At 71.2% G+C, this 23,238-nt stretch carries 27 protein-coding genes and 1 pseudogene; 7 read left to right on the forward strand and 21 right to left on the reverse strand.

Translation table 11 applies throughout. The annotated features are described in order from the left end of the window. Positions 1 to 118 precede the first annotated feature (118 nt). The gene (locus ABD844_RS03795; protein ID WP_344872960.1) at positions 119 to 562 is read right to left on the reverse strand and encodes an ester cyclase; all 444 of its coding nucleotides are present in this window, start codon (positions 560 to 562) and stop codon (positions 119 to 121) included. A 298-nt stretch (positions 563 to 860) separates the two neighbouring features. Between ABD844_RS03795 and ABD844_RS03800 the strand changes: the two genes are divergently transcribed. Next, a complete protein-coding gene (locus ABD844_RS03800) occupies positions 861 to 2,405 on the forward strand; it encodes a glycosyl hydrolase family 18 protein (protein WP_344872961.1) in 1,545 nt (514 codons plus the stop codon). Positions 2,406 to 2,519: 114 nt separating this feature from the next. Here ABD844_RS03800 and ABD844_RS03805 read toward each other — a convergent pair whose 3' ends face one another. Next, positions 2,520 to 3,017, reverse strand: a complete 498-nt coding sequence (locus tag ABD844_RS03805) for a MarR family winged helix-turn-helix transcriptional regulator (protein WP_344872962.1) — start codon at positions 3,015 to 3,017, stop codon at positions 2,520 to 2,522. An 84-nt stretch (positions 3,018 to 3,101) separates the two neighbouring features. Here ABD844_RS03805 and ABD844_RS03810 point away from each other — a divergent pair, with 84 nt between their 5' ends. After that, positions 3,102 to 3,749, forward strand: coding sequence for an FMN-dependent NADH-azoreductase (locus tag ABD844_RS03810; protein ID WP_344872963.1), 648 nt, complete (start codon positions 3,102 to 3,104; stop codon positions 3,747 to 3,749). A 126-nt stretch (positions 3,750 to 3,875) separates the two neighbouring features. Here the strand turns inward: ABD844_RS03810 and ABD844_RS03815 are convergent, their stop codons facing one another. Further along, the gene (locus tag ABD844_RS03815) at positions 3,876 to 5,186 is read right to left on the reverse strand and encodes an alkaline phosphatase family protein (RefSeq protein ID WP_344872964.1); all 1,311 of its coding nucleotides are present in this window, start codon (positions 5,184 to 5,186) and stop codon (positions 3,876 to 3,878) included. A gap of 124 nt (positions 5,187 to 5,310) precedes the next feature. Continuing rightward, positions 5,311 to 5,865 carry an AAA family ATPase gene (locus tag ABD844_RS03820; RefSeq protein ID WP_344872965.1) on the reverse strand — a complete coding sequence of 185 codons (555 nt, stop codon included), beginning with the start codon at positions 5,863 to 5,865 and terminating at the stop codon, positions 5,311 to 5,313. Between the two features lie 234 nt (positions 5,866 to 6,099). Here ABD844_RS03820 and ABD844_RS03825 point away from each other — a divergent pair, with 234 nt between their 5' ends. Next, complete coding sequence (locus tag ABD844_RS03825; protein WP_344872966.1) at positions 6,100 to 6,576, forward strand: hypothetical protein; 477 nt, start codon at positions 6,100 to 6,102, stop codon at positions 6,574 to 6,576. Between the two features lie 46 nt (positions 6,577 to 6,622). Here the strand turns inward: ABD844_RS03825 and ABD844_RS03830 are convergent, their stop codons facing one another. The 4 genes from ABD844_RS03830 to ABD844_RS03845 all read right to left on the reverse strand — a co-directional run bounded on the left by ABD844_RS03830 (position 6,623) and on the right by ABD844_RS03845 (position 11,331). Further along, positions 6,623 to 7,414 carry a hypothetical protein gene (locus ABD844_RS03830; protein ID WP_344872967.1) on the reverse strand — a complete coding sequence of 264 codons (792 nt, stop codon included), beginning with the start codon at positions 7,412 to 7,414 and terminating at the stop codon, positions 6,623 to 6,625. Between the two features lie 94 nt (positions 7,415 to 7,508). Then, positions 7,509 to 9,908, reverse strand: coding sequence for an RICIN domain-containing protein (locus tag ABD844_RS03835; protein WP_344872968.1), 2,400 nt, complete (start codon positions 9,906 to 9,908; stop codon positions 7,509 to 7,511). A gap of 341 nt (positions 9,909 to 10,249) precedes the next feature. Further along, positions 10,250 to 10,801 carry an anthrone oxygenase family protein gene (locus ABD844_RS03840; RefSeq protein ID WP_344872969.1) on the reverse strand — a complete coding sequence of 184 codons (552 nt, stop codon included), beginning with the start codon at positions 10,799 to 10,801 and terminating at the stop codon, positions 10,250 to 10,252. 170 nt (positions 10,802 to 10,971) lie between these two features. Next, positions 10,972 to 11,331, reverse strand: a complete 360-nt coding sequence (locus tag ABD844_RS03845) for a hypothetical protein (RefSeq protein ID WP_344872970.1) — start codon at positions 11,329 to 11,331, stop codon at positions 10,972 to 10,974. Between the two features lie 319 nt (positions 11,332 to 11,650). On the opposite strand from ABD844_RS03845, the gene ABD844_RS03850 reads away from it, so the two are divergent. Beyond that, positions 11,651 to 12,469, forward strand: a complete 819-nt coding sequence (locus ABD844_RS03850; protein WP_344872971.1) for an SAM-dependent methyltransferase — start codon at positions 11,651 to 11,653, stop codon at positions 12,467 to 12,469. 69 nt (positions 12,470 to 12,538) lie between these two features. On the opposite strand, the gene ABD844_RS03855 is transcribed toward ABD844_RS03850, so the two are convergent. Together ABD844_RS03855 and ABD844_RS03860 are read right to left on the reverse strand one after the other, a co-directional pair. Beyond that, positions 12,539 to 13,312 carry a hypothetical protein gene (locus ABD844_RS03855; RefSeq protein WP_344872972.1) on the reverse strand — a complete coding sequence of 258 codons (774 nt, stop codon included), beginning with the start codon at positions 13,310 to 13,312 and terminating at the stop codon, positions 12,539 to 12,541. A gap of 40 nt (positions 13,313 to 13,352) precedes the next feature. Then, positions 13,353 to 14,186 (reverse strand): hypothetical protein, encoded by an 834-nt coding sequence (locus tag ABD844_RS03860; protein ID WP_344872974.1) that lies wholly within the window; start codon positions 14,184 to 14,186, stop codon positions 13,353 to 13,355. Positions 14,187 to 14,420: 234 nt separating this feature from the next. Between ABD844_RS03860 and ABD844_RS03865 the strand changes: the two genes are divergently transcribed. Beyond that, positions 14,421 to 14,903, forward strand: coding sequence for an NUDIX domain-containing protein (locus ABD844_RS03865; RefSeq protein ID WP_344872976.1), 483 nt, complete (start codon positions 14,421 to 14,423; stop codon positions 14,901 to 14,903). Here ABD844_RS03865 and ABD844_RS03870 read toward each other — a convergent pair. The 7 genes from ABD844_RS03870 to ABD844_RS53040 form a co-directional block, all read right to left on the reverse strand. Next, positions 14,896 to 15,603 carry a histidine phosphatase family protein gene (locus ABD844_RS03870; RefSeq protein ID WP_344872978.1) on the reverse strand — a complete coding sequence of 236 codons (708 nt, stop codon included), beginning with the start codon at positions 15,601 to 15,603 and terminating at the stop codon, positions 14,896 to 14,898. The two genes, ABD844_RS03865 and ABD844_RS03870, sit on opposite strands and share 8 nt — an antisense overlap. 254 nt (positions 15,604 to 15,857) lie before the next feature. After that, positions 15,858 to 16,955 carry a pyrroloquinoline quinone biosynthesis protein PqqE gene (pqqE, locus tag ABD844_RS03875; RefSeq protein WP_344872980.1) on the reverse strand — a complete coding sequence of 366 codons (1,098 nt, stop codon included), beginning with the start codon at positions 16,953 to 16,955 and terminating at the stop codon, positions 15,858 to 15,860. Continuing rightward, positions 16,952 to 17,203, reverse strand: a complete 252-nt coding sequence (pqqD, locus tag ABD844_RS03880) for a pyrroloquinoline quinone biosynthesis peptide chaperone PqqD (RefSeq protein WP_344872982.1) — start codon at positions 17,201 to 17,203, stop codon at positions 16,952 to 16,954. The genes pqqE and pqqD overlap by 4 nt, the downstream gene beginning before the upstream one ends. After that, the gene (gene pqqC / locus ABD844_RS03885) at positions 17,200 to 17,871 is read right to left on the reverse strand and encodes a pyrroloquinoline-quinone synthase PqqC (protein ID WP_344872984.1); all 672 of its coding nucleotides are present in this window, start codon (positions 17,869 to 17,871) and stop codon (positions 17,200 to 17,202) included. The genes pqqD and pqqC overlap by 4 nt, the downstream gene beginning before the upstream one ends. Then, entirely contained in the window at positions 17,868 to 18,677 is an 810-nt protein-coding gene (gene pqqB, locus ABD844_RS03890) for a pyrroloquinoline quinone biosynthesis protein PqqB (RefSeq protein ID WP_344872986.1), read from the reverse strand. The genes pqqC and pqqB overlap by 4 nt, the downstream gene beginning before the upstream one ends. A 12-nt stretch (positions 18,678 to 18,689) precedes the next feature. Continuing rightward, positions 18,690 to 18,845, reverse strand: coding sequence for a hypothetical protein (locus ABD844_RS03895; protein ID WP_344872988.1), 156 nt, complete (start codon positions 18,843 to 18,845; stop codon positions 18,690 to 18,692). 172 nt (positions 18,846 to 19,017) lie between these two features. After that, entirely contained in the window at positions 19,018 to 19,248 is a 231-nt protein-coding gene (locus ABD844_RS53040; RefSeq protein ID WP_425568499.1) for a response regulator transcription factor, read from the reverse strand. Positions 19,249 to 19,607: 359 nt separating this feature from the next. Here ABD844_RS53040 and ABD844_RS53045 point away from each other — a divergent pair. Next, positions 19,608 to 19,745 (forward strand): annotated as a pseudogene (locus ABD844_RS53045) (IS30 family transposase); the annotation flags it as partial. A gap of 89 nt (positions 19,746 to 19,834) precedes the next feature. Here the strand turns inward: ABD844_RS53045 and ABD844_RS03905 are convergent. Beyond that, the gene (locus ABD844_RS03905; RefSeq protein WP_344872991.1) at positions 19,835 to 20,092 is read right to left on the reverse strand and encodes a hypothetical protein; all 258 of its coding nucleotides are present in this window, start codon (positions 20,090 to 20,092) and stop codon (positions 19,835 to 19,837) included. 316 nt (positions 20,093 to 20,408) lie between these two features. Here ABD844_RS03905 and ABD844_RS03910 point away from each other — a divergent pair, with 316 nt between their 5' ends. Further along, complete coding sequence (locus ABD844_RS03910; protein WP_344872993.1) at positions 20,409 to 20,828, forward strand: FtsX-like permease family protein; 420 nt, start codon at positions 20,409 to 20,411, stop codon at positions 20,826 to 20,828. A gap of 23 nt (positions 20,829 to 20,851) precedes the next feature. Here ABD844_RS03910 and ABD844_RS03915 read toward each other — a convergent pair whose 3' ends face one another. The 3 genes from ABD844_RS03915 to ABD844_RS03925 form a co-directional block, all read right to left on the reverse strand. Beyond that, the gene (locus ABD844_RS03915) at positions 20,852 to 21,220 is read right to left on the reverse strand and encodes a hypothetical protein (RefSeq protein WP_344872995.1); all 369 of its coding nucleotides are present in this window, start codon (positions 21,218 to 21,220) and stop codon (positions 20,852 to 20,854) included. Between the two features lie 22 nt (positions 21,221 to 21,242). Next, complete coding sequence (locus tag ABD844_RS03920) at positions 21,243 to 21,608, reverse strand: hypothetical protein (protein ID WP_344872997.1); 366 nt, start codon at positions 21,606 to 21,608, stop codon at positions 21,243 to 21,245. Between the two features lie 275 nt (positions 21,609 to 21,883). Then, positions 21,884 to 23,041: a hypothetical protein gene (locus tag ABD844_RS03925; protein ID WP_344872999.1), complete on the reverse strand. Its 1,158-nt coding sequence runs from the start codon at positions 23,039 to 23,041 to the stop codon at positions 21,884 to 21,886. Positions 23,042 to 23,238: the final 197 nt, after the last annotated feature.

Consider the following 23,238-nt stretch of genomic DNA (forward strand, 5'->3'; position numbering starts at 1 on the left):
CACACAACGGCCACGGTCGGCCCAAGGAAAAAGACGCGGGCATTCACCGGGCATTTTCCGGACATCGGCCGGCCGGCACACCGCCGGTCCCGGAGAGGTCGACCCCCGAGGGGCGGGGTCACGCGGGGAGGCGACCCCGTTCGACGAGGCCGTAGCCGAGCTGGCTGTAGAGCTCCAACTGGTCGTAGTACTCACGGTGGGAGCTGATCCTGCCGTCCGTGACGTGCGCGTTGCACGTCGCGCGGATGGCGATCCGGCGGCCCGTCGCCGCGATCTCCTGTCCGTCGGGCAGGAGGAAGGGGCCCAGGTGGGTGCCGGTGTACGTCCATTCCGTGACGGTGGGGTTGTCGCAGTCGCCCAGCTCGAACCACGCCGTCATGTGGAAGTCGGGAAAGCCCCGCAGGAACTGGTTGTGGAGCCAGGCGATCTGCTCGTGGCCCTCCGCGATGCCCGCCGGTGTGACGTAGACGGCGTCCGGCTGGTAGCAGTCGAGCACTTTCCGCAGGTCGTGATCGTTGACCGCCACGCCGAGCCGGTGTTTGAGATCCCAGTAAACGGACATGCGCATTCCTACATGGGGTGGAGCTTTGTCGGTCTTTCCGGTCACGTTACTCAAGTGCCGGTTGGCCGCCGGTCATGGCGACGTCAGGCGGTGGCAAAGCGCCAGAGGTCGTGCCCCGGCCGGGCCGCCCGATGCGGGGACGGGCCGGGCGCGCTGCCACCTGGGGTGCCGTAGACAATGGATAAGTTTCTTTACAATAATGAGGGCTGACGCACCCCCCAACGCGCGGCACTTCCAGGTTTCCGCGCCGCGCCCGTCACGGTCCGGGCGACGTCCGGGCCACAGAAGGGTTGTCCTCATGACCCGAACACCGTTAGTGCTGGCCGTCTCGCTGCTCCTCGCCGTCCTGGGTGTGTTCGTCACCCAGACCTCGGCCAGCGCCGCCAACCTGCTCGCCAACCCCGGCTTCGAGGCCGGGGGCCTGTCGCCCTGGACCTGCGCGGGCGGCTCGGTCGTCAGCACGCCCGTCCGCTCCGGCGGCGGCGCCCTGGCCGGGGCCGCCACCGGGTCCAGCACCGCCCAGTGCAGCCAGTCCGTCACCGTCCAGCCCGGCGCCGCCTACACGCTGACCGCCTGGGTCCGCGGCGGCTACGTCTACCTCGGCGTGAACGGCGGCGGGTCCACCTGGACCTCGTCGCCGTCGGCGTACGCGCAGCTCACCGTGCCCTTCACGGCCGGGCCGAGCCAGACCACCGCCGTGGTCTACCTGCACGGCTGGTACGGCCAGGGCACCTACTACGCCGACGACGTCAGCTTCGACGGCCCCGGCACCCCGCCCACGTCCACCCCCACCCCGACGGTCACCCCCACGGTCACCCCGACCGTGACTCCCACCGTGACCCCCACCGTGACCCCCACGGTCACTCCCACCGTCACCCCGACCGCCGGGACCTGTCCGCTCAAGCCCAGGCCCACCGGCAAGGTCCTGCAGGGGTACTGGGAGAACTGGGACGGCGCGGCCAACGGCGTCCATCCGCCCTTCGGCTGGACCCCGGTCACCGACCCGCGCATCGCGCAGCACGGCTACAACGTCCTCAACATGGCCTTCCCGGTGATCCGCTCCGACGGCACGGTCCTGTGGGAGGACGGCATGGACAACACCGTCAAGGTCGCCACCCCGGCCGAGATGTGCGCCGCCAAGGCGGCCGGCGCCACGATCCTCATGTCCATCGGCGGCGCCACCGCCGGCATCGACCTGAGCTCCAGCACCGTCGCCGACCGCTTCATCGCCACCATCGTGCCGATACTCAAGCAGTACAACTTCGACGGCATCGACATCGACATCGAGACCGGCCTCACTGGCAGCGGGAACATCAACACGCTGTCCGCCTCGCAGGCGAACCTGATCCGCATCATCGACGGCGTGCTCGCCCAGATGCCGGCGGGCTTCGGCCTCACCATGGCGCCCGAGACGGCGTACGTCACCGGCGGCAGCGTCGTCTACGGCTCGATCTGGGGCGCGTACCTGCCGATCGTCAAGAAGTACGCCGACAACGGCCGCCTCTGGTGGCTGAACATGCAGTACTACAACGGCAGCATGTACGGCTGCTCCGGCGACTCCTACTCCGCCGGCACCGTGCAGGGCTTCGTCGCCCAGACCACCTGCCTGAACAACGGCCTGGTCATCCAGGGCACCACGATCCGAGTGCCCTACGACAAGCAGGTCCCCGGCCTGCCCGCCCAGCCGGGCGCGGGCGGCGGCCACATGTCACCCTCCCTGGTCTCCCAGGCGTGGAGCAGCTTCAACGGCCAGCTCAAGGGCCTGATGACCTGGTCCATCAACTGGGACGGCGCCAGGAACTGGACGTTCGGCGACAACGTCAAGTCTCTCCAGGGCCGCTGACCCAGGAACGCTGACCCAGAACGCTCCGCGCCGGCCCGAGTGCCGGCGCGGAGCCGGTGGCGGTCAGCCCGCGAGACTCCTGCCCGCAGGAGTCTCGCGGGCAGGACGCGCGGCTCAGCAGGGATCCTCCTCCGCCGAGCAGACCTCGTCGCCGTTGCCGCCGAGCGCCAGCCTGAGCAGGTGGTAGAGAAGCTCCCGCTGCTCCTGGTCGAGCGCGTGGAGCACCGCGTCCTCCTCGGCGGCGAGGGCGAGCTCGGCCTCGGCGAGCAGCCGCAGGCCCTCGCCGGTCAGCTCGACGACGTGGCGGCGGCGGTCTTCCGGCGAGCGCTTGCGCTCGATCAGGTCCTTGGCTTCGAGGTCGTTGAGCAGCCCGACGACGTTGGTGCCGTCCATGGACAGCATCGTGGCGAGGGCCTGCTGCGTGCAGGCGCCCCGATCGCGGAGCAGCGTGAGCGTCACCAGGTGGCGGGTGCGCAGATCGAGCGGCGCCAGCGCCGACTCCGCGCGCAGGCGCAGGCGGCGGGCGAGGTGGTCGAGGAGCGCCGCACTGCGGTGCGGCGGCCCGTCTGCGGAGGGCGTCGTGGGCGCGTTGGCAGCGGACGGGGAGGCCATGTCCCAAGTCTATCGACATCCCGAGCCGATCCATGTGGTACAAATGATTTGCGTTAAGTCAATCATTTATAGAGAGGTAGCGACATGGCGCACCTGCTGCACATCGACTCGAGCATCCAAGGCGACACCTCCACCAGCCGCAGGCTCACGGCCCGCGCGGCCGCCGCGTGGCGGGCCGCCCACCCCGGCGGCACGGTCACCTACCGGGACCTCGGCAGCAACCCCCTGCCCCACCTCGACCACCTCGGCGGCCTCGCGCGGAGGGTGCCGGTCGAGCAGCACACGCCCGAGCAGGCGGCCTCGTGGACGCTCACCGAGCGGCTGGTGGAGGAGCTGAAGCGGGCCGACACGGTGCTGCTGGGCCTCCCGCTGTACAACTTCGGGGCGCCCAGCAGCGTCAAGGCGTGGGTCGACCACTTCATGGCGGCCGGGCTGTCGTACGACCCGGTGAAGGGGGAGGGGCTGCTCGGTGGCCGCGAGTTCATCGTGGTGAAGTCCCGGGGCGGCGGCTACGGCCCCGGCACGCCCCGCGAGGGCTGGGACCATGCCGAGGCGTGGCTTCCGCACGCCCTGTCGATGGCCGGTCTGACGCCCCGCTTCATCACCGCCGAGCTGACGCTGGCCAAGGTGACCCCGCAGATGTCCGACCTCATCCCGCTTGCCGAGGAGAGCCTCGCCGCCGCCGAACGCGAGATCGACCTCCTCTGGTCCGCTGCCACGGTGCCCGCGTAGAGCCCTCGGGGCCCCGGTTCCCCCGGGCCACGGGGGAGCCGGGGGAACCGGGCCTGTCAACCGGGCCTGTCAGCGGAGCGGACGAACGCGTCGATATCGCGTCCCACGAGAACCGCGACCGGCTGCCTACGGCTGGGCGGACCCCGCGATCCCCGTCAGGTCCCGCCCCTGGGCCTGCGCGGGCGGGCGGGTCCCGAGCAGCGCCGCGATGGTCGGCGCGACGTCGATCAGCCGGGGACGGCGCAGGCGGAGCCCGGGACGGATCCCCGCGCCGGACAGCAGCAGGGGCACCTTCATCTCGCTCAGGCTGCCGTGCGCCCCCCGCCACTGCCCGGTCGGCGGCTCGGGGAGCGCGAACCCCCACGGCGGACGCGCCTCGGCCACCAGGTCGCCGAGCTTGTCCCCGGCGCGCAGGGCCCGCAGCGCGCGATCGTCGAGCACCCGGCTGATCTGCGGCAACCGGCGCAGCGCGGCCTCGATCCGGCCCCGGGCCCGCGGCTCGGCGGCGGTGCCGCGCAGCGTGACGTGGCCCACCCGCACCGCGTTGGGGACGATGACGACCTCGGTGCCGGGGGCCGGGGCGCTGCCCGACGGGACGATCTCGACGCTGTGGCCGAGCGCCGTGACGGCCTCGACGACCTGCGGGAGCAGGGAACGGTTCCAGGCCGTCATGCCGTGGTCGCCGGTGAGCAGGAACGCCGTGTCCTGGTGGATGCCGACGTCCTTGGTGGCCTGCACCAGCCGGCCGAGCTGCCGGTCGTGCTCGGCGAGCACCGGGGCGATGTTCGGGCTGTCCGGTCCTTCGTCGTGGCCCACGGCGTCGAGGTCGGAGCTGTAGACGGCGAGCAGGTCGGGGATCTTCGGGACGGTCACCTGCTGGCCGTTCGAGTTCACCGGGCGCAGGTTGAGGATGTCGATCGCCGCGTCGACCCGCGGTCCGAAGGCGCCGCCCGGCTGGACGTACAGGTGCTCCGGGTCGCCGTAGCGGACGCCGTGGTCCTGGATCATGTACCACTGCACGGAGGCGACCGTGCGGCCCTCGGCCGCCAGGGACTCCGCGATGGTCTCGGCCGCCAGGAGCCGGCTCTGGCCCTGCGCCCTGCCGCTCATCGGGTCGTACACGTACGCGACGTTGCCGTGCACCTCCGGGTAGGCGCCCGTGCTCATGGACGCGCGGCAGGGGTTCGAGACCGTGTGGAACGTCGCCTCGGCGACGGCGAGGACGCCGCGGGCGGCCAGCGCGTCGAGGTTCGGGGTCGGCACCCGGCCGAGGTAGCCGGGGTCGAAGCCGTCCCAGTCCACCACGATGACGTGCTTGGCCCCGCGCCGCCCGCCTGTCTGCCCGCCTGTCCGTGCGTCGGCCCGCCCTGTGGGAGCGAGGCCCCCGACTCCGGCCGCCGCGAGGCCGCCGAGCACGGTACGTCGTGAAATCGACATCGACCATCACCGCTTTCGTGCCGTCACCGTGACGGCCGCCGCCAACGTTGGACCGCCAACGTAGAAGATCACAGGCAACGATCACAGCCGCGTCCGGGTGACGGCCCCGTGAACGCCGGGCCGATCACGGCCGTCGCGGAGTTTCCGTGATCGGCACCGCGGCCAGGATCGCGGCCACGCGCTCGGCCACCGGTCCGGCGGGCACGTCGACCAGCTCGAAGCCGAACGCGCGGTAGGTCCGCTCGTGGAGGCGTTCGAACTCGAGGGAGTCGGCGAAGCTGATCCGGCGCGCGTCGGTCGGCTCGCAGAAGCCGAGATTGCGGACGAAGAACACGCGCCGGTCGTAGACCCGCTCCCGGACGATCCGGTCGATCTCCTCGGACAGGGACGCCGGGACCGGATGACCGACGAACGTGCTCAGGGCGTGCGTGCAGATGGGCGAGCGGTCGAAGAACCGTACGGGCGCCGGGCCCGCCTCCGTCTGCCGCAGCCGTTGCAGGGCCACGACCTTGCCGACGAACGACGGACGCGCCCAGGGCTCGGCGTCGCCGCGGGCCTGTTCGTCGGCGATGACCGCCGTGGCCGCCTCTTCGACGGTGGCGTACCCGAGGTCCGCCAGGCGGTGCAGGATCGTGGTCTTGCCGGCGCCGGGGGTGCCGGTGAGGATGTAGCGCTTCATCGCTGGTACGGGTGCCTTTCTGGTCATGGGCATGGGCGAGCTTCCGCCGGTCGGGGCGGGACGGCGGGCACGGGGTTCAGCGCGCCGGAGGGCCTTCGCCACGCTCCGGCAAGAGGGTTGAAAGCGACGCCGGAACCCGGCAAGCGCCTTGAAATCGACCGCCGGTTTCCGGCAAGTCACTTGAAATCGGTGCACCGCACAGTAGGGCCAGCCCACCTGAAAGGACGGCCCCCGATGCCGATCTCCCGTACTCTATCCGGCCTGGCCATCGCCGCCACCGCCGCCCTCGCGACCGTCGCGGCCCTCACCCCCGCCGCCCAGGCCGCCGACTCGGCGACCAGCACGTGGGGCCCCTACTACGCCCCCGGCAAGGCGGCCAGGGCCACCGGCACCCTGACGGCCACGGGTGAGGACCACGAGGTGCTGCCGACCGCCGACGTCGTACGGATCTCCGGCAAGGTGTACGACAACACCCGCGGCCCCGCGTGCGGGTGGGCCGTGTTCCGCATCACGTACCGGTCGGGGAACAACCTGCCGTTCAGGGAGCGCTGGGTCCGCGACTGCTCGTACCGCACCGCGCAGGACTTCTCGTTCAAGTACCACGACGTCTACCAGGTCGAGCTGAAGGTCTGCACCGAGCGCAAGGCCGCCAAGCCGTCACTCAACTGCCTGTACGCGGGCACCTGGAAGACCCTCTACCTGTCGAAGTAGGAACACCGCCCACGACGCCCCCGGGAGCCGCGCCCCCCCGGCGGCGTCACCCCGCGGGCAACCGGCCGAGGACGTGCTCGGCGAACCGCACGATGGCCAGCCTGCGCTCGTGGAGCGTCGCCGTCTCCCAGATGCGCCGCTCCAGCAGCGCGCCACCCTCGTCCAGGCCGAGGCGCCGGACCCACCGGCGCAGGTGCTTAGGGAAGGGCAGATAGTGCCCCTCGGCCGCGAACCAGGCGACGTGGAGCTGCCGGACCAGGCGGGCGGCGAGATCGTGGAAGAGCCACCCGTCGTCGTCGCGGGCGCAGGCGAGCAGGGCGTCCGCGTACGCGGGGAGCTGCCGTTCCAGCGCGGCCCCGGCCTTGGCGGCCAGTCGCGGGGCGGGCGTGCGCATCGACCGCCGGATCGCCTCGCCCGTCCCCCGGTCGTCCGCCAGCAGGGTGCCGTGGACGAAGCCCGCCACGGCGTGCAGCGGCTGGGGCCACTCCGGCTCCTGCCAGCCGTCTCCGGCGGCGACCAGCGCGCACCAGGAGTCGAACCGGGCCCGCGGACAATGGGCGACATCGACCTCCCACCCGGAGACGCGGAGCTTGTCCAGCCCGTACGCGGCCTCGTGGAACTGGGTGGGCTCGCAGCCCGGGTCGCTCAGCCGCCCGGCCGGTCGCCGGGCCGGGGGCGGCGGCTCGTCGGCACCCCAGACGATCACGATGTCGAGGTCCGAGTCGTTGGTGAACCCGCTGAACACCGAGCCCTGGCCGTAGGCGAAGTCGAGCGCGCCGCATTCCGCGTACGCCGCGACCACCTCGCGCGCCACCCGCTCGGCCACTGACTCCCGCACGGGGAACATCCAAACACGGACACGTAGGGACGCGGACCCGCGCAGGGCCGGGCCTCAGAGGACGCGTTCCGCCCGCAGCCCTTGTCTCAGTTCCTCAGTTCGTGGTGGGGCAGCCGCCCGGCCCGACCCAGCCGTCACACCAGTTCGCCTTCGGCCCCCAGACCTGCCCGACCGAGGAGAGGTTGGTCCCGGCGGTCATGTCCTGCAAGGAGTAGGACAGGAGGTAGATCACGTTGCCGATCTTCATTTCGTAGCCTCCGCCGAGGATAGGTCCCCAGAACATCCAGCGCTCGTTGTGACCGGAACTCGAGGGCTTGCTGGCGTCGTAGTTGTGGTCGGCGGTGAATATCCACAGACGTCGCTGCTGGTAGTTGATGACCTGGAACTGCATCGTGACCGCGCACTTGGGGCCGACGACATAGGCGCGGGTGTCGAGGAACATGCCGCCGATGGGGCCACTGCCCGGCCGGACGGCCTTCGTGGACCAGTAGCCCTGCATTCTGCACCTGCCGTGGCGGACGTCGACCAACTGCTTCGGGTACCTCACCGTGACCCACTCGTTCCCGGCCGCCTTCCCCGTTCGGGCGTCGCCGGCGCCGGTCGAGGCGTCGGCCGCCTTGACCGGCGCCTGCCCGCCCGGTGCGAGGGTGGTGGCGGTCAGCAGGGTCCAGGCCTGTTCCGGGCCGCCGTTGGCCGTCCACTGGATCACCTTGGCGCCGTCGGCGGTGCTGGCGCCGGACACGGACAGGATCAGGGCGCTCTTGACGTTCCTGATGCTCGTCTCGGTGCTGTGGGGGTCGGCCAGCAGGATCCACTGCTGCTCGCTGCCGGACCCGCAGGGCCACTGGATGGCCTGCGCGCCCTTGGCGGTGTTGCCGCCGCCGATCGCCAGGCACTTGCCGCTGTGGGTGTTCTTGAGCTGCCGGCCGTCGGCCCCTGACCAGCTCCACCGCTGTTCCGGGCCGCTGCCGCAGGTCCGCTGTACGGCGGGGGCCGCGTTGGCGGTGCCGGCCCCGTCGATCGCCAGGCATTTGCCGCTCTTGAGGTTGCGGATCTGATAGCTCGGCGGTGGCGGGTCGAGCGGCAGGTCACCGCCGCCGCACGCCTCCGGCGCCAGAGGGGTGAAACCGTGCGTCTTGATGATCGCGGTGTTCTGGCAGATCAGCGAGTCGGGGCCGGTGAACACCTCCCGCCACGGGCTGGTCCGCTGCTTCGCCATGGGGATCACGTTGTACAGCCGGTGCACCAGCGGCCGGCCGTAGTTCGGGTTGAGCGCGAACGGCCGCGCCACCACTCCGCCGCCCTGCGGGACCGAGCCCAGCCGGCGTCCGGCGCGCTTGTCCGGGATCGGCGAGCCGCCGCTGTGTCCGGCCGCCTGACGGAGGTACTCGGCGATGGAGTAGGGAATGATCTCGGTGTCCTGCAGCCCGGTGCCGTCGTTGGCCGCGATCGGCGAACCGTCGCTCCTCGTGTCGCGGATGCACGGGTAGCGGCCCTCGGCGATCTCGGCCTCGGTGATGTGCATCGTCCGCAACCACGCCGACCGCACCGGACCCGCCGCCGGCAGCAGCGGCGTGATGCCGAACGACGTGTTCCTGCACTGGTAGAGGTCCAGCAGTTCGGCGAGGGTGAGCTGGATCGGCATCTCGTCCAGGACGGCGTAGCCGACGCCTTCGGGGAAGTCCTCGGTGTTGGGCACCACGGGGCCCCGCCCGTCCGACTCCGGCGCCGCCTGGATGTCGCCGATCCGGATGCCGGCCCATCCGCCCGCCACGTACTTCGCGATCGAGATCGGCAGGATGGCGTACGGGTCCGCCAGCACCGGCGTGAAGTAGTTCTCGCGGATGGGCTGCCCCTCACTGGTGTCCTTGACACAGGGGTACTTCCCGGCGCTGACGTCCGACTCGGGGATGTTGAGTGCCGTCAGCCATTCGCTGCGCAACTGCGACCCCGCCGCGGGCAGCAGGGGATGGAACAGCGGTGAGACGTCGGCACAGGTGTAGATGAGGCGCAGGAACTCCAGGCTCGGCGGGCGCATGGGGTTGGCCAGGTTCGTCGCGTACGTGATCCCGTCCAGCGCGTACGGCCGGTAGGTCACGTTGTGGGCGGGGGAGATCGACTGCCTGTCCGGCTCGCCTGCCAGCCGGGCGAAGTCCAGGCATCCGTCCTCGGCCGCGATCGAATACTGCAGGGCGCTCTGGCCGGAGGCGTCGCCCCCCGGGCGGTTCAGCGTGCAGTCCGGATGCGTCGCCGGATCCTTGGTCGTGATCCTGCCCGGCAACAGCGGACGGGCCGCGTCGTAGGAGGCCAGCACCTTCTGCCCGTTCACCGTCACCACGTTCGACAACGCGTTCATCAGTTCCTGCGTCGTCGTGGAGCCGACACCGGCCAGCGCCCGGTACTGAGGGGTTCCGGACGGCTCCGCCTGCGCGGGCCGGTCGGGGAAGCCCGTCAGCAGGCCCACGAGCATCGCCACCCCCAGCGATGCGGCCAAGAATCTGAACCGGCCGATCCTTCCCCGTTTGAGCAATAAGCCGTACACACGCGTCCCTTTCTCAGGTCTCCTCTGAACCCTCGGCTGGGCCTGCGGCAAGGTCAGCAGGCGCGGGCAGCCGGGCAGAGGTTTCGCACACGAGGATGTTCACGTTGATTGAGGAAGCCAGATGACCGCAATGGGCTGGTCGGCGGCTGTAGATCAGGAAAACTGTGGTCGGACACGCCGCAAAGAGCCGACAACGGAGAGCCCAACAAGATCCTCACCGGGAACGTGCCCGGCGCCTGGGCCCCTCATGGTGCGGTGAACAGCCCGCGGCAGGGCACGTACGGCAACAGGGGTCACGACCGCCCGGCCCGGACGCGCGGTGTCGTGGCCCGGGCCAGGCAGGCCACTGCGAGCGTGCAGGCCAGCGCGCGGGCCACATTGGCGGGCACCCACACCCCTTCGAACTCGCCGCGGACCTTGGCCAGGTCGGCGATGCGGGCGGGATCGCCGGCCCGCGCCAGTTCCTCGTTGAGCGGGACGTTGACGCCCATCGTGATGGCGAGGGCCACGATGTAGAGCGCCAATGCGGCCAGGATCCACCGGGCGGCGGCCCGCGCCCCGAGGCGGTGGCGGGCGATCGCCGCCGCCCCGGTGAAGACGAAGGCGCCGAAGAAGGTCACGAAGAAGACCGGATTCTCGATTGTCCTGTTGATCTTCTGCATGACCAGCACGAAGGTCCTGTCGTCCGCGCCGGCGAGCGCGGGCATGACCGCGACCGCGAAAGCGTAGAACAGGCCGGCCATGAGCCCCATGGTGATCATGGCGAGCCAGAGGGCCGGTGCGGACCACCAGGGGGTCGGACGTTTCGGTACGACTGGGGAGAGGGCTTCGCGGGTGATGTGCATGGTCATCTTCTTTTCTGGTGCCAGGCCGGCTCGGGCCTGGAATCGTTCGACGACCTCAGTCAAGCCGTCCCGGCCGGAATGAACCATGGCCGACAGGCTCAGGCGCATACGCGTTCGTCCACGCGACCGGTGCCAGGCCGGTCGGCCGCCCCGTCAGGAAGGCGCGCTGGTCAGGAGGGCTTCCCGGGAGGGCGTACGTTGAGGCGGTCGGGGCCGGGCAGCCGCGCGGGGGCGTCGTCCGGGGTGTAGACCTCCAGGCAGGACAGGTACCCGCCGCGGACGAAGAGCAGCACCCCGTCGCTCGTGCCGCGGATGTCGGCCGACAGCGGATCGCCGTCCGGCACGGGGGCCGCGGCGGGATCGCCCGCCACCCTGAGGTCGATGGTGTCGCACCCGCAGGCGCAGCCGCCGGTGACCAGGACCGAGGGCACCTGGGCCCGCAGTTCGGCGCTGCCGGGGAAGTCCGGCCCGAGCATCGCGAGCAGGATCGCCTCTTCTTCGGGCGTCAGGCGACGCTCTCCTGCTGCCATGCCGCCAATGCTAATCGGGCACTGACCGAGGAACGCCGCCCGGCCGCCACACCGGTGCCCGGTGCCGGTGGCGTCCCCGGCGTACGAATGCGCTCGGGATGGCGCGAGGCGTATTGTCGTGCTCTTTCCGCTGTCACTTGCCGGGCTTTTGCCGGGAATCATCCTGAGACAGTGAATATCGGCGAATTTGTGCCCAGAACAGCCACAAAGCGATGTCATGAAATATGGGCATTAGTCCGATAATTCGTGACCATCCGCCATACCACGGTTGGTTACGATGAGGGGATTGGTGGAGTGATCTTGTGAGGGAAAGGAATCCATGACTTCCGACCCGGGCACGCAGGTCCCCGACAGCCAGGCCCTCCTCAGCCGCGTCGACACCGGCGTCCCGCACCCGGCCCGGGTGTGGAACCACTGGCTCGGCGGCAAGGACAACTACGCCGCCGACCGCGAGGTGGGCGATCAGATCCTGATGGTGGCGCCCGAGTTGGCCGTCATCGCCCGCGCCGAACGGCAGTTCCTGGGCCGGGTCGTCCGCATGGCGGTCGACGCGGGCATTCGCCAGTTCCTGGACATCGGCACCGGTGTCCCCACCGCCGACAACACCCACGAGGTCGCCCAGCGCGCCGCGCCGGAATCCGCGATCGTCTACGTCGACAACGATCCGATCGTGCTGGCCCACGCGCGGGCCCTGCTGCGCGGCACGAAGGCGGGGACGACCGCCTACCTGGACGCCGACCTGCGCGACCCCGAGACCATCCTGCGCGACGCCCGCGCGACGCTGGCCTTCGACCGGCCCGTCTGCCTGCTGCTGCTCGGCATCCTGGAGTTCGTCCCCGGCCTGGACCACGCGTACGAGATCGTGCGTACGCTCACCGGCGCCCTGCCCTCCGGCAGCCTGCTCGCCATCGCCAGCAGCGTCAGGAGCCCCGCCATGGACGAGGCGGCCACCCTGTGGAACGGCGGCGGCGGCACCACCATCACGCTGCGCAGCCCGAAGGAGCTGGAGGGCTTCCTGGAGGGCATGGAGGTGCTGGAGCCGGGGGTGGTGTCGCTGCCCGGGTGGCGGCCGGAGCCGGGCACGCAGTACACCGACCGCGAGGTCTCGCAGTATGGAGGCGTGGCCCGCAAGCCCTGACCGCCGTCCCGAGCCTGGGCACCGACCCTGCGCGCATCCCCGCCCCGCTGCTCGCGCGGGGACGCGCCCTCACGTACGGCCCGCGCCGCCACCCGTCGGGGACGGGACCGCCTCCTCCGGCCTCGGCACCATCGCCGAGAACTGGTCGTAGAAGTCCACCCTGAGCAGGTAGGCCCGCCGCTCCACCGCGCGGAACCCCTCGGTGTCGCCGTCGCGCGCCAGCAACTCGCTCAGGCGTACCCCCAGCCGGTCGGAGTGGCTGGCCGACAGCCGCGAGGTGGTCGCCAGCGGATGGGCCTTGGCGTCGTGGATGAGGTGCGGGTAGTAGAAGCAGGAGTGGTTCTTGCCGTCGCGTGTCAGCAGCGGTTCCATCCGGGGCCAGAACCGCTCGTACTCCACCGAGACCAGGATCTCGCCCCAGAAGCGCAGGATCGTCAGCAGGCGCAGATCCGCGTGCTCGGCCCGCCCGGCTTCGGCGATCAGGTCAAGCGTGCCGGTGATGGCGGCCGTCGTCGCCGGGGTCGGCCGGGTGTTGACGAGGGCCTGCCGGGGGACGCCGAGCCGGAGCAGGTCCTCCTTCATGTCCTCGCGATGCGACCGGGTGCGCCCGTGGCTGCCCGGATATTCCTCGCGCAGGATCGTACGGGCGATGCGCAGCCCGCTCTCGTCGGTCAGCAGATCGATCGCCAGGTCGTAGGCCGGAGTGAAGGCCAGCGACAGGAACCGCCGTTGCAGCAGCAGCGCGGCGAAGTCCGCGTCGGGCAGCCGGGGCACCCCGGCGAGCACCGGGTGCCGCTTGAACGCCTCGATGAGGCCGTCCTCGAAGTCGTCGAGCTCTTGCATGGGACCGTCCTTTCAGGCCCGGAGCCGCCGGGGTCGTCGTTCAGAGGCAGATGCTGTTGACCGACACCTGCCAGTCGCGCAGGTCCACGGGCCGGCTGATCTCCCAGATCTTGTCCAGCTCGTGGCGTACGTCGCGGCCCACCACGGTGCCCGAGCCCGACACCTCGATCTGGCTCGACTTGATGGCGAGCTTGCCGTGCAGGAAGGAGCTCACCAGGTAGTGCTCGTCCACCTGGTGGACGGCGATCGACGGCAGCGAGTTGTAGACGTGGACCTCCAGCAGGCCCGCGTGCTCGCCGAGCCGCGCGTGCATGGCGGAGAAGGCGGCCAGGCAGGACTCCACGCTCTCGCGGACGTTCGCCTCGGCGGAGGGCTCGCGGTGCTTGCCCAGGGCCTCGTCACGCAGCAGCGCGACCGGTGAGGCCGGGTGCAGCAGCAGCACCCGCACCCTGACCCGCCTGCGCAGGATCGCCTCCTCCAGCCGCTTCTGGAAGTCCTCCAGGTTGGGGATCCAGGTCTGCAGGATCGCCACTTCCCGGTGCGCCGAGTCGAGCAGCCTGGCGAACACCTCACCGGGGAAGCCGGGATGCACGCGGGCGACGCCTCCGTAGTGGCCGTTGAGGCGGTCGCGGACGATCGCGTCCGTGTCGAGCCGCCGCACCACGTCGTGGATCTGGTCGACCACCCGCAGGCGGCCGAGCTCCAGCAGCAGGTAGACGACCACCGTGCTCAGGATGAGCAGGGTGATCTTGGGTAGTGCGCCGCCCAGGGACACGCTGTCGAGCAACCCCAGGAGACCGGCCAGCGAGATGGCGATGCCCGCGCCCGCCATCACCCACTGCACCGCTCGCTCGGCGATCCGGCTCACGCTCATGAAAGTGCTCCCGTCACACGACGACGTTGGCGCGTTCTCGGGTTCGGTGGTGAACGTGCCTCCATCCTGGCGCATCGATCGCGACCGTGCGCGGCTGTTTCATGACCTGGAGTACCGGGGAGTTCGTCGCGTCAGCGGGCTGCCCGCAGGGAGGAGGGCCGATACGCTTTCCCCCGGCGATCACGAACGGTGACGGCGCGGCACCGGGCACGGCATCGGACACGGAGGACAGCGGTGAAGAGGCTGATGGCCCGGCTCTGGCTCGGCATCCGAGGGTCGGTGCAGTGGCGGCTGCTCTACTTGACGCAGGCCAAGTTCATGGTCGGCGTGACCGGCATCGTCCGCGACCGCGAGGGGAACGTGCTGCTGCTGCGGCACCGCTTCTGGCCTCCCGGCCGGCAGTGGGGCCTGCCGAGCGGGGGCGCGAAGCGGGGTGAGACCTTCGAGCAGACGGTCGTCCGCGAGGTCAGGGAGGAGACCGGGCTGGAGGTGCGGGTGGAGGAGCTGGTACGGCTCGGGAGCGGCTTCCGGCTCAGGATAGAGGTCGCCTACGCGGCCGCGTACGCGGGCGGCGGCACGCTGCGGCTGAACCCCATGGAGATCCTCGACGCCCGCTGGTGCGCCCCGGACGACCTCCCGGAGGAGCTGCTGGAGCCGCACCGGCTCCTGATCGAGTCGTCGTCGCCCCGGCAGCCGGGCGCGTCCTCGCTCAGGTGAGCGGGGCCGCCGTGGCGGAGTGGCCCGCGCCGAGGTGCGCGGTGTCGTTGTAGCCGCGCAGGATCCACCGCTTGTCCGTCAGCACCAGGCGCGACACCGACCCGTTGTCGGCGCCGAGGAACGCGAACGGCCGCGAACCCGTGGCCGCCGCCAGCGCCTCCGCGATCACGCCGCCGTGCGTCACCACCACGATCCGCTGGTCGGGGTGGGCGGCGCCCAGCTTGCCCAGCGCCTCGCGCACCCGGTCGGAGAAGGCCGCCGCGGGCTCCGCGCCGGGGATCACGTCCCAGCGCTCCTCGTCGGACATCCGCCGCGCGATCGGGTGCCCCTCCGCGACCATGCGCCGGAACAGGCCGCCCTCCCAGTCGCCGAGATAGACCTCACGCAGCGCGGGCTCCACCACGGGCGTCAGGCCGAGCCGGGCGGCGAGCGGCGCGGCGGTCTGGGACGTACGCCGCAGCGTGCTCACGTAGATGGCGTCGACGCGCTCGGCGCCGAGCCGCAGGGCCACCCGCTCGGCCTGCTCGCGGCCCTCGGGCGCGAGACCGGGATCGTCCTGGCCGTCGACCCGCGGGATCGGCCGGTCGGGGCGGACGGGCTCGGACTCGCCGTGCCGTACCAGCAGAATCTCGGCCGCCCCCGGTGGCGTGCGGAAGCGGCTCTGGCGGTACTCGACCGGCTGCTCACTCTCGGATCCCACAATCACCGAACATTACTCGCTTTGCGGCCCGCGGCGAATGCCCGAACACGCGGCGCGTGATCCCTGTGAGCGGAAAGTCCTGGCGGGAGCCCGGCCCATCGCCGCCTTCGGGCGGCCGGGCGCCCCGGCTGCTTCCCCGCAGCCGGGGCGCTTTGGCGGGGTGGGCAATCAATCCCCAGTTCCCTCATACCCAGAACAATCGAAATATATACATATGTCCGATTTGTGCTTGCAGGTAAGGGCTGCGCAGGGACTCAAGGGGCCCGCCGGTCCCGGCCGTCGCCCGAGGGTGCCGCCCGCCGGTACGTCCAGGCGCCGCCCGCCACCAGCCCTTCGACGAGGCCGTGATCCGGCGACAGCGCGCAGGCCGGGTCGGTACGGCTCGCGTCGCCGGTCAGCGCGTACGCCTGGCACCGGCAGCCGCCGAAGTCCAGCTCCCTGCGCGGGCAGCTCGCGCACGGCTCGCGCATCCACCCGGTGCCCCGGTAGGCGTTGAAGGCGGGGGAGCGCTCCCAGATCCAGCCGAGCCGGCGATCGCGGGCATTGGGCAGCTCCAACGGCAGGTCGTACGCCGCCGGGCAGGGCAGCACGCGCCCGTCGGGCGCGACGGTGATCGAGATCGCGCCCCAGCCGCCCATGCAGGGCTTGGGCACGCCGTCGAAGTAGTCGGGGACCACCCAGATCAGCTCGACCTCCGTCTTCTCCCGGTACTCCCGCACGACGGCCTCGGCGCGGGCGAGCTGCTCCCTGGTGGGCAGCAACGCCGACCTGTTGCGCAACCCCCAGCCATAGAACTGGGTGTTGGCCAGCTCGATGCGCTCGACGCCCCACGCCAGCCCCAGTTCGATGATCTCGGCGATGGCGTCGAGATTGGCCCGGTGCAGCACCACGTTGAGCCCGAGCGGCAGCCCGCTCGCGATCACCGCCGCCGCGGCCCGCTCCTTCCGCTCGAACGACGCGACCCCCGCGATCCGGTCCGACTCCCCGGCCGTGGCCGACTGGACCGACAGTTGCACGCTGCGTACCCCGGCCGCGGCCAGCTCGTCCACCCTGCGCTCGGTCAGGCCGACGCCGCTGGTGACGAGCTGGGTGTAGACGCCCGCGCGGTCGGCCGCCGCCACGATCTCCGCCAGGTCCCGCCGCAGCAGCGGCTCGCCACCCGACAGATGGCAGTGCACGACGCCCAGCGCCGCCGCCTCCTGGAGGATGCGCCGCCACTCGGCCGTGGTCAGCTCGCTCGACCTGGCCGCCAGCTCGGTCGGGTTCGAGCAGTACGGGCAGCGCAGCGGGCACGCGTGCGTCAGCTCGGCGAGCATGGCCCAGGGAGCGCCCGCCGCCCTCGCGCCGGTCACCTGAGCCACCCCTCGGCGCGGATCCGTTCGAGGAAGTCCACGACGTCGGGCTCGGCGCCCTCGGGCAGCTCGGCGACGATGTCGGCCACGGTCCGCGCGCCGTCGCACAGGGCGACGATGGCCGCCGCCTCGTCGTTCAGCACGACGATCCGCTCGGGCACGATGAGCAGGTCGGCTCCGCGTACGGGGTCGTGGCGGAGCATGGCCGAGCGCGTCAGCGCCGGGCGCCAGGCCGTCGCCTCGCTCACCGGTACGCCCCGTCCACCGCGTCGAGCAGGGCCCACAGCAGGTCGCACTTGTAGGTGAGCGCCGCGACGGCCCTGTCCCGGTCGGCCCTGGTCGTGGCCCAGCCGAGCACCAGGGCCAGGGCCTCGCCGCTGTCCTGGCGGCCCTGGCCGACGCGCACCTGGAAGTACCGCAGGCCCTCCGGGGCTATCCACGGGTAGTGCCGTTCGAACGCGGCGATGCGCGTCCGCATGAGGTCCGGCGCGAACAGCTCGGTCAGCGACGCCGCGACGGCCTCCAGCGCGGAGCCGTTGCGGCACAGGTTCACGTAGCCGTCGACGGCCAGCCGCACGCCGGGGAGCACGCCCTCGCCCGACAGCAGCAGCGACCGCTCCAGACCGGCCGCCTCGCCCAGGCGCAGCCACCGCTCGATGCCGCCCTCGCCGTCGGTGGTGCCGTCGTGGTCCTGGATCCGGCGCAACCACGTCCTGCGCAGCTCGGGCGTGGCCAGCTTGGCCAGGATGAGCGCGTCCTTGACCGGGATGTGGCGCTGGTAGTGGAAGCGGTTGAGTATCCAGCCGCGCAGCTCGTCACGGGTCAGCTCGCCCGCGTGCATGCGCTGGTTGAAGGGGTGCAGGTGGTGGTAGCGCTTCTCCGGTACGGCACGCAGCTCGGCCTCGAAACCGTTCACAGGTCGATCACCATCCCGTCGGCGGCCACCTCGATCCCCAGCTCGGCGAGCGCCTTGTGCTGCTCGGCCGCCGGGTCCACGAGGGGGTTGGTGTTGTTGAGGTGGGTGTAGAGCCGGCGGCCGGGCAGGCGGGAGAGCCGTTCCATGGTCGCCTCGATCGGCAGGTGGCCCATCTGGGTGGCGGTCCTGGTGGAGATCCCGGTGCGGCGCGGCTCCTCGTCGTCCCAGAACGTGCCGTCGACGATCACGCACGCGGCCCGCAGGAACGCCTCGTCCAGCTCGTCCGGCCACACTCCCATGGCGGGCGCGTACACCAGCGGGCCCAGGCGCAGCGCGGACACCCAGCCAGGGGCCTCGGGGGAGCCGGCGGCGTACCGGGGGCGCTTGCCGGAGACCGGGATCGTGTCGGCGTCGGCCCAGCTCAGCTTCACGTAGCCGTGCAGGAGGTCGGCGAAGGGGCGCAGCGCCTGCCGTACGACCGGGGTGGAGCGCACCTCCAGCGCCGCGGCCTCCCTGAGCCTGAGCAGGCCGATCGTGTGGTCGAGCTCGGCGTCGGTGAGGATCACGCCCTTGAGCGGCGACTCGCGGGGGCCCGGTCCAGGGCGTAGGAACGCGCACGACTCGATCTGGTCGGCGATGTCGGGTGTGGCGTTGACGACGTACGCGCCGTCGGCGAGCTGGACGGCCAGGCTGGCGTGACGCCGTCGGCGGCCCGGATGGGCGCGTGCCCCGGAGCAGCCGGGGCACGCGCAGTTCCACTGGGGCACGCCACCACCGGCCGCGGTGCCGAGCACCTGCAGACGCATGGCGCCGCCCGGTTACCTGGTGGCCAGGAAGTACGCGGACATCTCCATGGAGGCCTCGACGACCTGGTAGTCGGGCTTGTGCCAGGTCGTCTCCTCGCCGCGGCCCTTGACCTTCCGCTCGTGGATCCTGCGAGGCTGCGTCTTTCCCTGATCCTTCGGCTGGGACATGAGCACCTGCCTTCCGTTCGGGGTATTACCACCGATATGACCGTGAGGTGAGTCCATAGTCAATGCCCGAGGTCGGAGCTATGGTGCGGCTTTTCCGTAAATTTCGACCTTTGGGGTGCTTGGTGGCGCCCTTCATCCGATGTCTGCCCGAAGCCGCCGCCAATCCGCAGGTTCAGGTCGGGTCGAGCCCGGCGAGCTGAGCCCTGCTGGTCACGTTGAGCTTGGGAAAGGCCCGATAGAGGTGGTAGCCGACGGTCTTAGGGCTGAGGAAGAGCTGCGTGCCGATCTCCCTGTTCGTACGCCCGGCCGCGGCCAGGCGCACGATCTGCAGCTCCTGCGGCGACAGGGCCGACAGGGCGTCGGTGTCGGCGAGGGAGAGACTGGTGTCGCCGGCGGCGCGCAACTCGCTTCTGGCGCGTTCCGCCCACGGGCGGGCGTCGAGGCGCTGGAAGGTTTCGAGCGCGGCACGCAGATGGACGCGGGCGGCCTTCTTGCTCCGTTCCCTGCGCAGGCGCTCGCCGTAGACCAGCGCGGTACGTGCCGACTCCCAGGGGCGACCCCCGCCGGCGTGCAGCCGTACGGCCGCGCGGAAGAGCTCGTCCGCACGTTCACGGTCGGGTTCGAGCAGGGCCTGGCAGCGTCGCAGGACGGCCTGGGCCCAGGGCAGGCCGGAGGCTTGGGCCCAGGTCTCGTAGCGGCGCAGCGGCCCGTCGGCGGGCAGCCCCAGGCGGGCGGCGGCTTTGTGCCGGTGGGGTCGTACCCAAGGGCATAGACCTGTCGGTCCACGGCCGCGAGCAGTTCGACGCCGTTGCCGCAGAACTCGATGCCAGGCCACGAAAGACGCTCGGCTGGGAAACCCCAGCCGAGCGTCTGGCAGTGCTCCTCACGGCGCACACGTGATCACCGGATTCCGAAGCCCCGCTTGGCCTTTGCTGGAGGAGACACTGTTGGCGAATGGCTCGAAGGTCGGGGCAGGGTTGCTTGCGTGATTAGTACCTCGGCTGGAGGTACAAGCGGTAGATGGCGTCCCACCCTGGGGTGCCCGAGTCCAGCCTGCACTGGTAGTCGATGTACTGACCGCTGAGCATGTGGGACTGCCCCCATGCCTGGCAGGTGGCCCAGTAGTTGTGTGTGTAGTCGGTGCGCAGGTACGGGTCGGCGTGGGCGGCTGTGGAGGTGAGGGCGAGCACGGCGCCTGCGGCGGCGGTGCCCAGGGCCAGGGTTAGGGCTTGGCGGATGGGACGCATGTACGCCTCCAAGGGGAGTTGAACGATCCGACCGTCAACTACCCACAGTGATAGATCCACTACCATGTGTGTCTATGGGATTCCTGCCCGAGAGCAGGAGGTACACCCAAGCACTGGAGTACGCCACCCTCGGTGACTGCCGCACAAGAGCGCTAACCTTCCCGCTGCCAGCAATCAATCACGGTGTTGCGACGACTCCTGGAATGCGCCGGGGAGGCTGGAGGGGGCAGCGGGTGACACTCTGGCGGCCGACGGCAGCCGGGCCACCCTGACGGTCGTCGCGCTGCTCGGAGCCCGTTCGGTCGCCGACGCCTACGTGACCCCGGCGCACGCCCGCTCCGCCCTGCCGTCGGCCGCGTACGTGAAACTGCGCCCCGGCGCCGCCGCCACCGAGGTCCGGCAGGCGCTGGAGCGGGCCACCGATGGACACAACGCCCGCGCCGTGACCAAAGACGCCTGGGCCGCCACCGCCACCGCCACCGACCGCCGCGCCTCCGCCAGCCGACTCGGCCTGCTGGCCGTGCTCGGCATCATGCTCGGCTACACCGTGATCGCCCTGGTCAACACGCTGCTGATGGCGGCCCCTGACCGGGCGGGCGAACACGGCGCCCTGCGGCTGCTCGGCGCGACCAAGGCTCAGGTCCTGCGTTACGTCATGGCCGAGGCGCTGCTGGTGACGGCGGTGGGCGTACTGCCCGCGAGCCGGATCAAGGGGGCGGTGATTCCCCGGGCCTGAGCCCGGCCCGCGGGCGGGCACTCTCAGCAGGTGACGGTCTTCTCGTACTTCGCGAACGCCGCCTGGGGGACGAACGCCCAGAATCTCCGCTGGTTGTTCTTCATCGTGAAGCACCAACTGTCCTTGCCCCGCTTGACGAGGACCTTCACCTTCATCGTCTTGCCGCACTTGTTCGTCAGCATGACTCCCTGACGGATGAGCAGCTTGCGGTGGACGCAGGAAGGAGCGGTACCGGCCGAAGCGGAGGCCGACGTCACGGCACCGGTCATGGGGCCGGTCATGGGAGCGGCCTTCGCGGGCGCCGCGTGGGCCGTGCCCGCGGGCGCCAGGGCCAGGGTGAGGGCCGCCGAGGCGATGGCGGCGGCTGCGGAAGTCGTCCGTGTTCTCATCATGGGAGCTGTCTCCTCGCTTTCGTCAGCACCACGGCGACAGGAGGCAGTAGAAGTACCTCTTGTGGTTCCAGAGCAGGGCACGGATGGTCCTGGGGAGCTGGTTGAACGCCTCGGAGTAGCGGTTCCACCCCTTCTTGGCGGCGTTCTCGAGCTTCGAGAACACCCACCCGCCGCCCGCCTTCATCACGGCGTGGCAGGCCAGCCGCGCCTTCCAGTTCTTGACCTTGCTGCACGAGAACTTCTGGCTCGCCGACGCTTCCTGCACCACCATGACGTTGACGTGCGCGGACGGTGTCACCGTGGCCGCTGCGGCCGGCGTCGTGGTGGACAGGGTGATGACCGCGGTGCTCGCGGCCAGGACCAGTCCAGCCTTCTGACGCAGGTTCATGCCTATTACCCTTCTTCCCCGTATCCGGCGATCCTCTGCCGCCGGACCGGCGCGCCACCGCGCGAACGCGGGCCCCGCGTGGCTCCCGCCGCCGTCCGATGGCCTGCGTGGCCTGCGGAGAGGCTGCGCGTGGCGCTCGACCCGCCACCCCAAGGCGGGTGCTTTCCGGTTGTGGCCAGCATCTCCCGGCCTCGGAGCGATGTCGTTGGCACGGAGCGCACACCTCTTACCACCACGCGCACACGTACGGCCGCCCCGAACGGGCGGCACGACGCCTACCGGCCCTTGACCGTGCTCCGTCCCGTCAGCTCCACCGGCTCACCGCCGAGCACCAGACCCTGAACGGCCAGAAACTCCACACCCGCCAGCCCCACCGAGGCGTGCCCGGTCACGCCCTGTTCGAGCAGGGCACGGGACACCATGGCGGCTCCCCGGCGCCGCGGGGGCCGCCAGCCCGTGCCGCGTACGGTCCAGATGCCCGGCCTGCCGAACACGCCCTGCTCCAGCGACCGCAGCCACCCGGGCAGGCCGGGAGGGGCGCAGGGCGTGTAGAGCTGCGGGCACAGCAGCAGCGTGAACCGCTCCCGCAGCGAATGGGCCGGGTGGTCGGCCTCGACGAGCAGGTCCTCCGCCGTGACCCGCAGGGACGGCTCCGCGCCCGGCGTCCTGGTCACGGTGAGACGGGTGCCGGGCGGCAGGCGGACGTCGCCGAACGCCGGCAGCGGCTCGGCCCATCGAGTCGCCCACCGGCGGCCGAGCTCGGCCATCAGCGTCTCGTACCCGCGGGCGAGGTCGCCGAGCGAACGGAGTGGCAGCGACGCCGGCCCCCGCGGGCCGAACAGGCGCGCGAGGTCGTCCACGAGCCGTGCGCTCCGCCCGTGAAGGGAAAGCGTCTCGTGCCCCCACCCGGTGACCCTCAGCAGGTAAGCGTCCGAGCCGATCGTGCCGCTGACCTCGACCGGCCGGGGATACCTCGCGCGCCCGCCGCCCGGATCGTCATCGGGCGGTGCCGTGCCGAGCAGCGCGGCGAGCGTGACGAGCACCCGGCGGAGATCCCCGCCGTCCCGCAGCGTCGCGGGCAGTGGCCAGCCCGGCACCCGCGTACCGGGTGCGCACACCGCGATCCAGTCGGTCGTGGAGCGGTCGCGCGGGGTCGCCCGCAGGGACCACCGGTCCGGCGAGCGGACCGTGAAGCCCACCTCCAGCACGTCGTCATCGGCGAGGTCGGACACCAGTGCGTCGATCGTGCGGGGGTGGGTGTGGCTGATCCGCTGATCGTAGGGGCGGCCGTTCGGCGGCCCGTCGTGGCGCGGCGTCTTCTCCCCGCCGCGCCGCACCGAGAACCCCTCGGGTGACACGGCGAACCGGTCGAAGATCTCGGCCAGCCAGTCACCGAGGTCTCCGGCCCTGGGCCGCCAGCTCAACCGCTCCACCCGGCCTCCCGCCTTCCGCCTTCCGCGATCACCGTACCTTCTCGCGGCCGGGTCGCGGGCGGCCGGACGGTGCCCGTGGTGGCGTATGTCCTGGTGGTGCACGTCGTACGGTGGTGGCCGTTTCGCGGCCTTGACTGGCACGGGGAGTTGCTGTGCTATGGCAACAGGTACCGCCGCACTCCCCTGAAGTCCCCTCA

It is taken from the genome of Nonomuraea antimicrobica, assembly GCF_039536965.1.
Taxonomy (GTDB): Bacteria; Actinomycetota; Actinomycetes; order Streptosporangiales; family Streptosporangiaceae; genus Nonomuraea; species Nonomuraea antimicrobica.

What these genes read in the sequence shown, in the direction of transcription:
- ABD844_RS03795 (WP_344872960.1), bottom strand. Translation starts at nt 562, where the DNA reads ATGTCCGTTTACTGGGATCTCAAACACCGGCTCGGCGTGGCGGTCAAC.
- ABD844_RS03800 (WP_344872961.1), top strand. Translation starts at nt 861, where the DNA reads ATGACCCGAACACCGTTAGTGCTGGCCGTCTCGCTGCTCCTCGCCGTC.
- ABD844_RS03805 (WP_344872962.1), bottom strand. Translation starts at nt 3,017, where the DNA reads ATGGCCTCCCCGTCCGCTGCCAACGCGCCCACGACGCCCTCCGCAGAC.
- ABD844_RS03810 (WP_344872963.1), top strand. Translation starts at nt 3,102, where the DNA reads ATGGCGCACCTGCTGCACATCGACTCGAGCATCCAAGGCGACACCTCC.
- ABD844_RS03815 (WP_344872964.1), bottom strand. Translation starts at nt 5,186, where the DNA reads ATGTCGATTTCACGACGTACCGTGCTCGGCGGCCTCGCGGCGGCCGGA.
- ABD844_RS03820 (WP_344872965.1), bottom strand. Translation starts at nt 5,865, where the DNA reads ATGAAGCGCTACATCCTCACCGGCACCCCCGGCGCCGGCAAGACCACG.
- ABD844_RS03825 (WP_344872966.1), top strand. Translation starts at nt 6,100, where the DNA reads ATGCCGATCTCCCGTACTCTATCCGGCCTGGCCATCGCCGCCACCGCC.
- ABD844_RS03840 (WP_344872969.1), bottom strand. Translation starts at nt 10,801, where the DNA reads ATGCACATCACCCGCGAAGCCCTCTCCCCAGTCGTACCGAAACGTCCG.
- ABD844_RS03845 (WP_344872970.1), bottom strand. Translation starts at nt 11,331, where the DNA reads ATGGCAGCAGGAGAGCGTCGCCTGACGCCCGAAGAAGAGGCGATCCTG.
- ABD844_RS03850 (WP_344872971.1), top strand. Translation starts at nt 11,651, where the DNA reads ATGACTTCCGACCCGGGCACGCAGGTCCCCGACAGCCAGGCCCTCCTC.
- ABD844_RS03855 (WP_344872972.1), bottom strand. Translation starts at nt 13,312, where the DNA reads ATGCAAGAGCTCGACGACTTCGAGGACGGCCTCATCGAGGCGTTCAAG.
- ABD844_RS03860 (WP_344872974.1), bottom strand. Translation starts at nt 14,186, where the DNA reads ATGAGCGTGAGCCGGATCGCCGAGCGAGCGGTGCAGTGGGTGATGGCG.
- pqqB (WP_344872986.1), bottom strand. Translation starts at nt 18,677, where the DNA reads ATGCGTCTGCAGGTGCTCGGCACCGCGGCCGGTGGTGGCGTGCCCCAG.
- ABD844_RS03895 (WP_344872988.1), bottom strand. Translation starts at nt 18,845, where the DNA reads ATGTCCCAGCCGAAGGATCAGGGAAAGACGCAGCCTCGCAGGATCCAC.
- ABD844_RS03905 (WP_344872991.1), bottom strand. Translation starts at nt 20,092, where the DNA reads ATGCGTCCCATCCGCCAAGCCCTAACCCTGGCCCTGGGCACCGCCGCC.
- ABD844_RS03915 (WP_344872995.1), bottom strand. Translation starts at nt 21,220, where the DNA reads ATGATGAGAACACGGACGACTTCCGCAGCCGCCGCCATCGCCTCGGCG.
- ABD844_RS03920 (WP_344872997.1), bottom strand. Translation starts at nt 21,608, where the DNA reads ATGAACCTGCGTCAGAAGGCTGGACTGGTCCTGGCCGCGAGCACCGCG.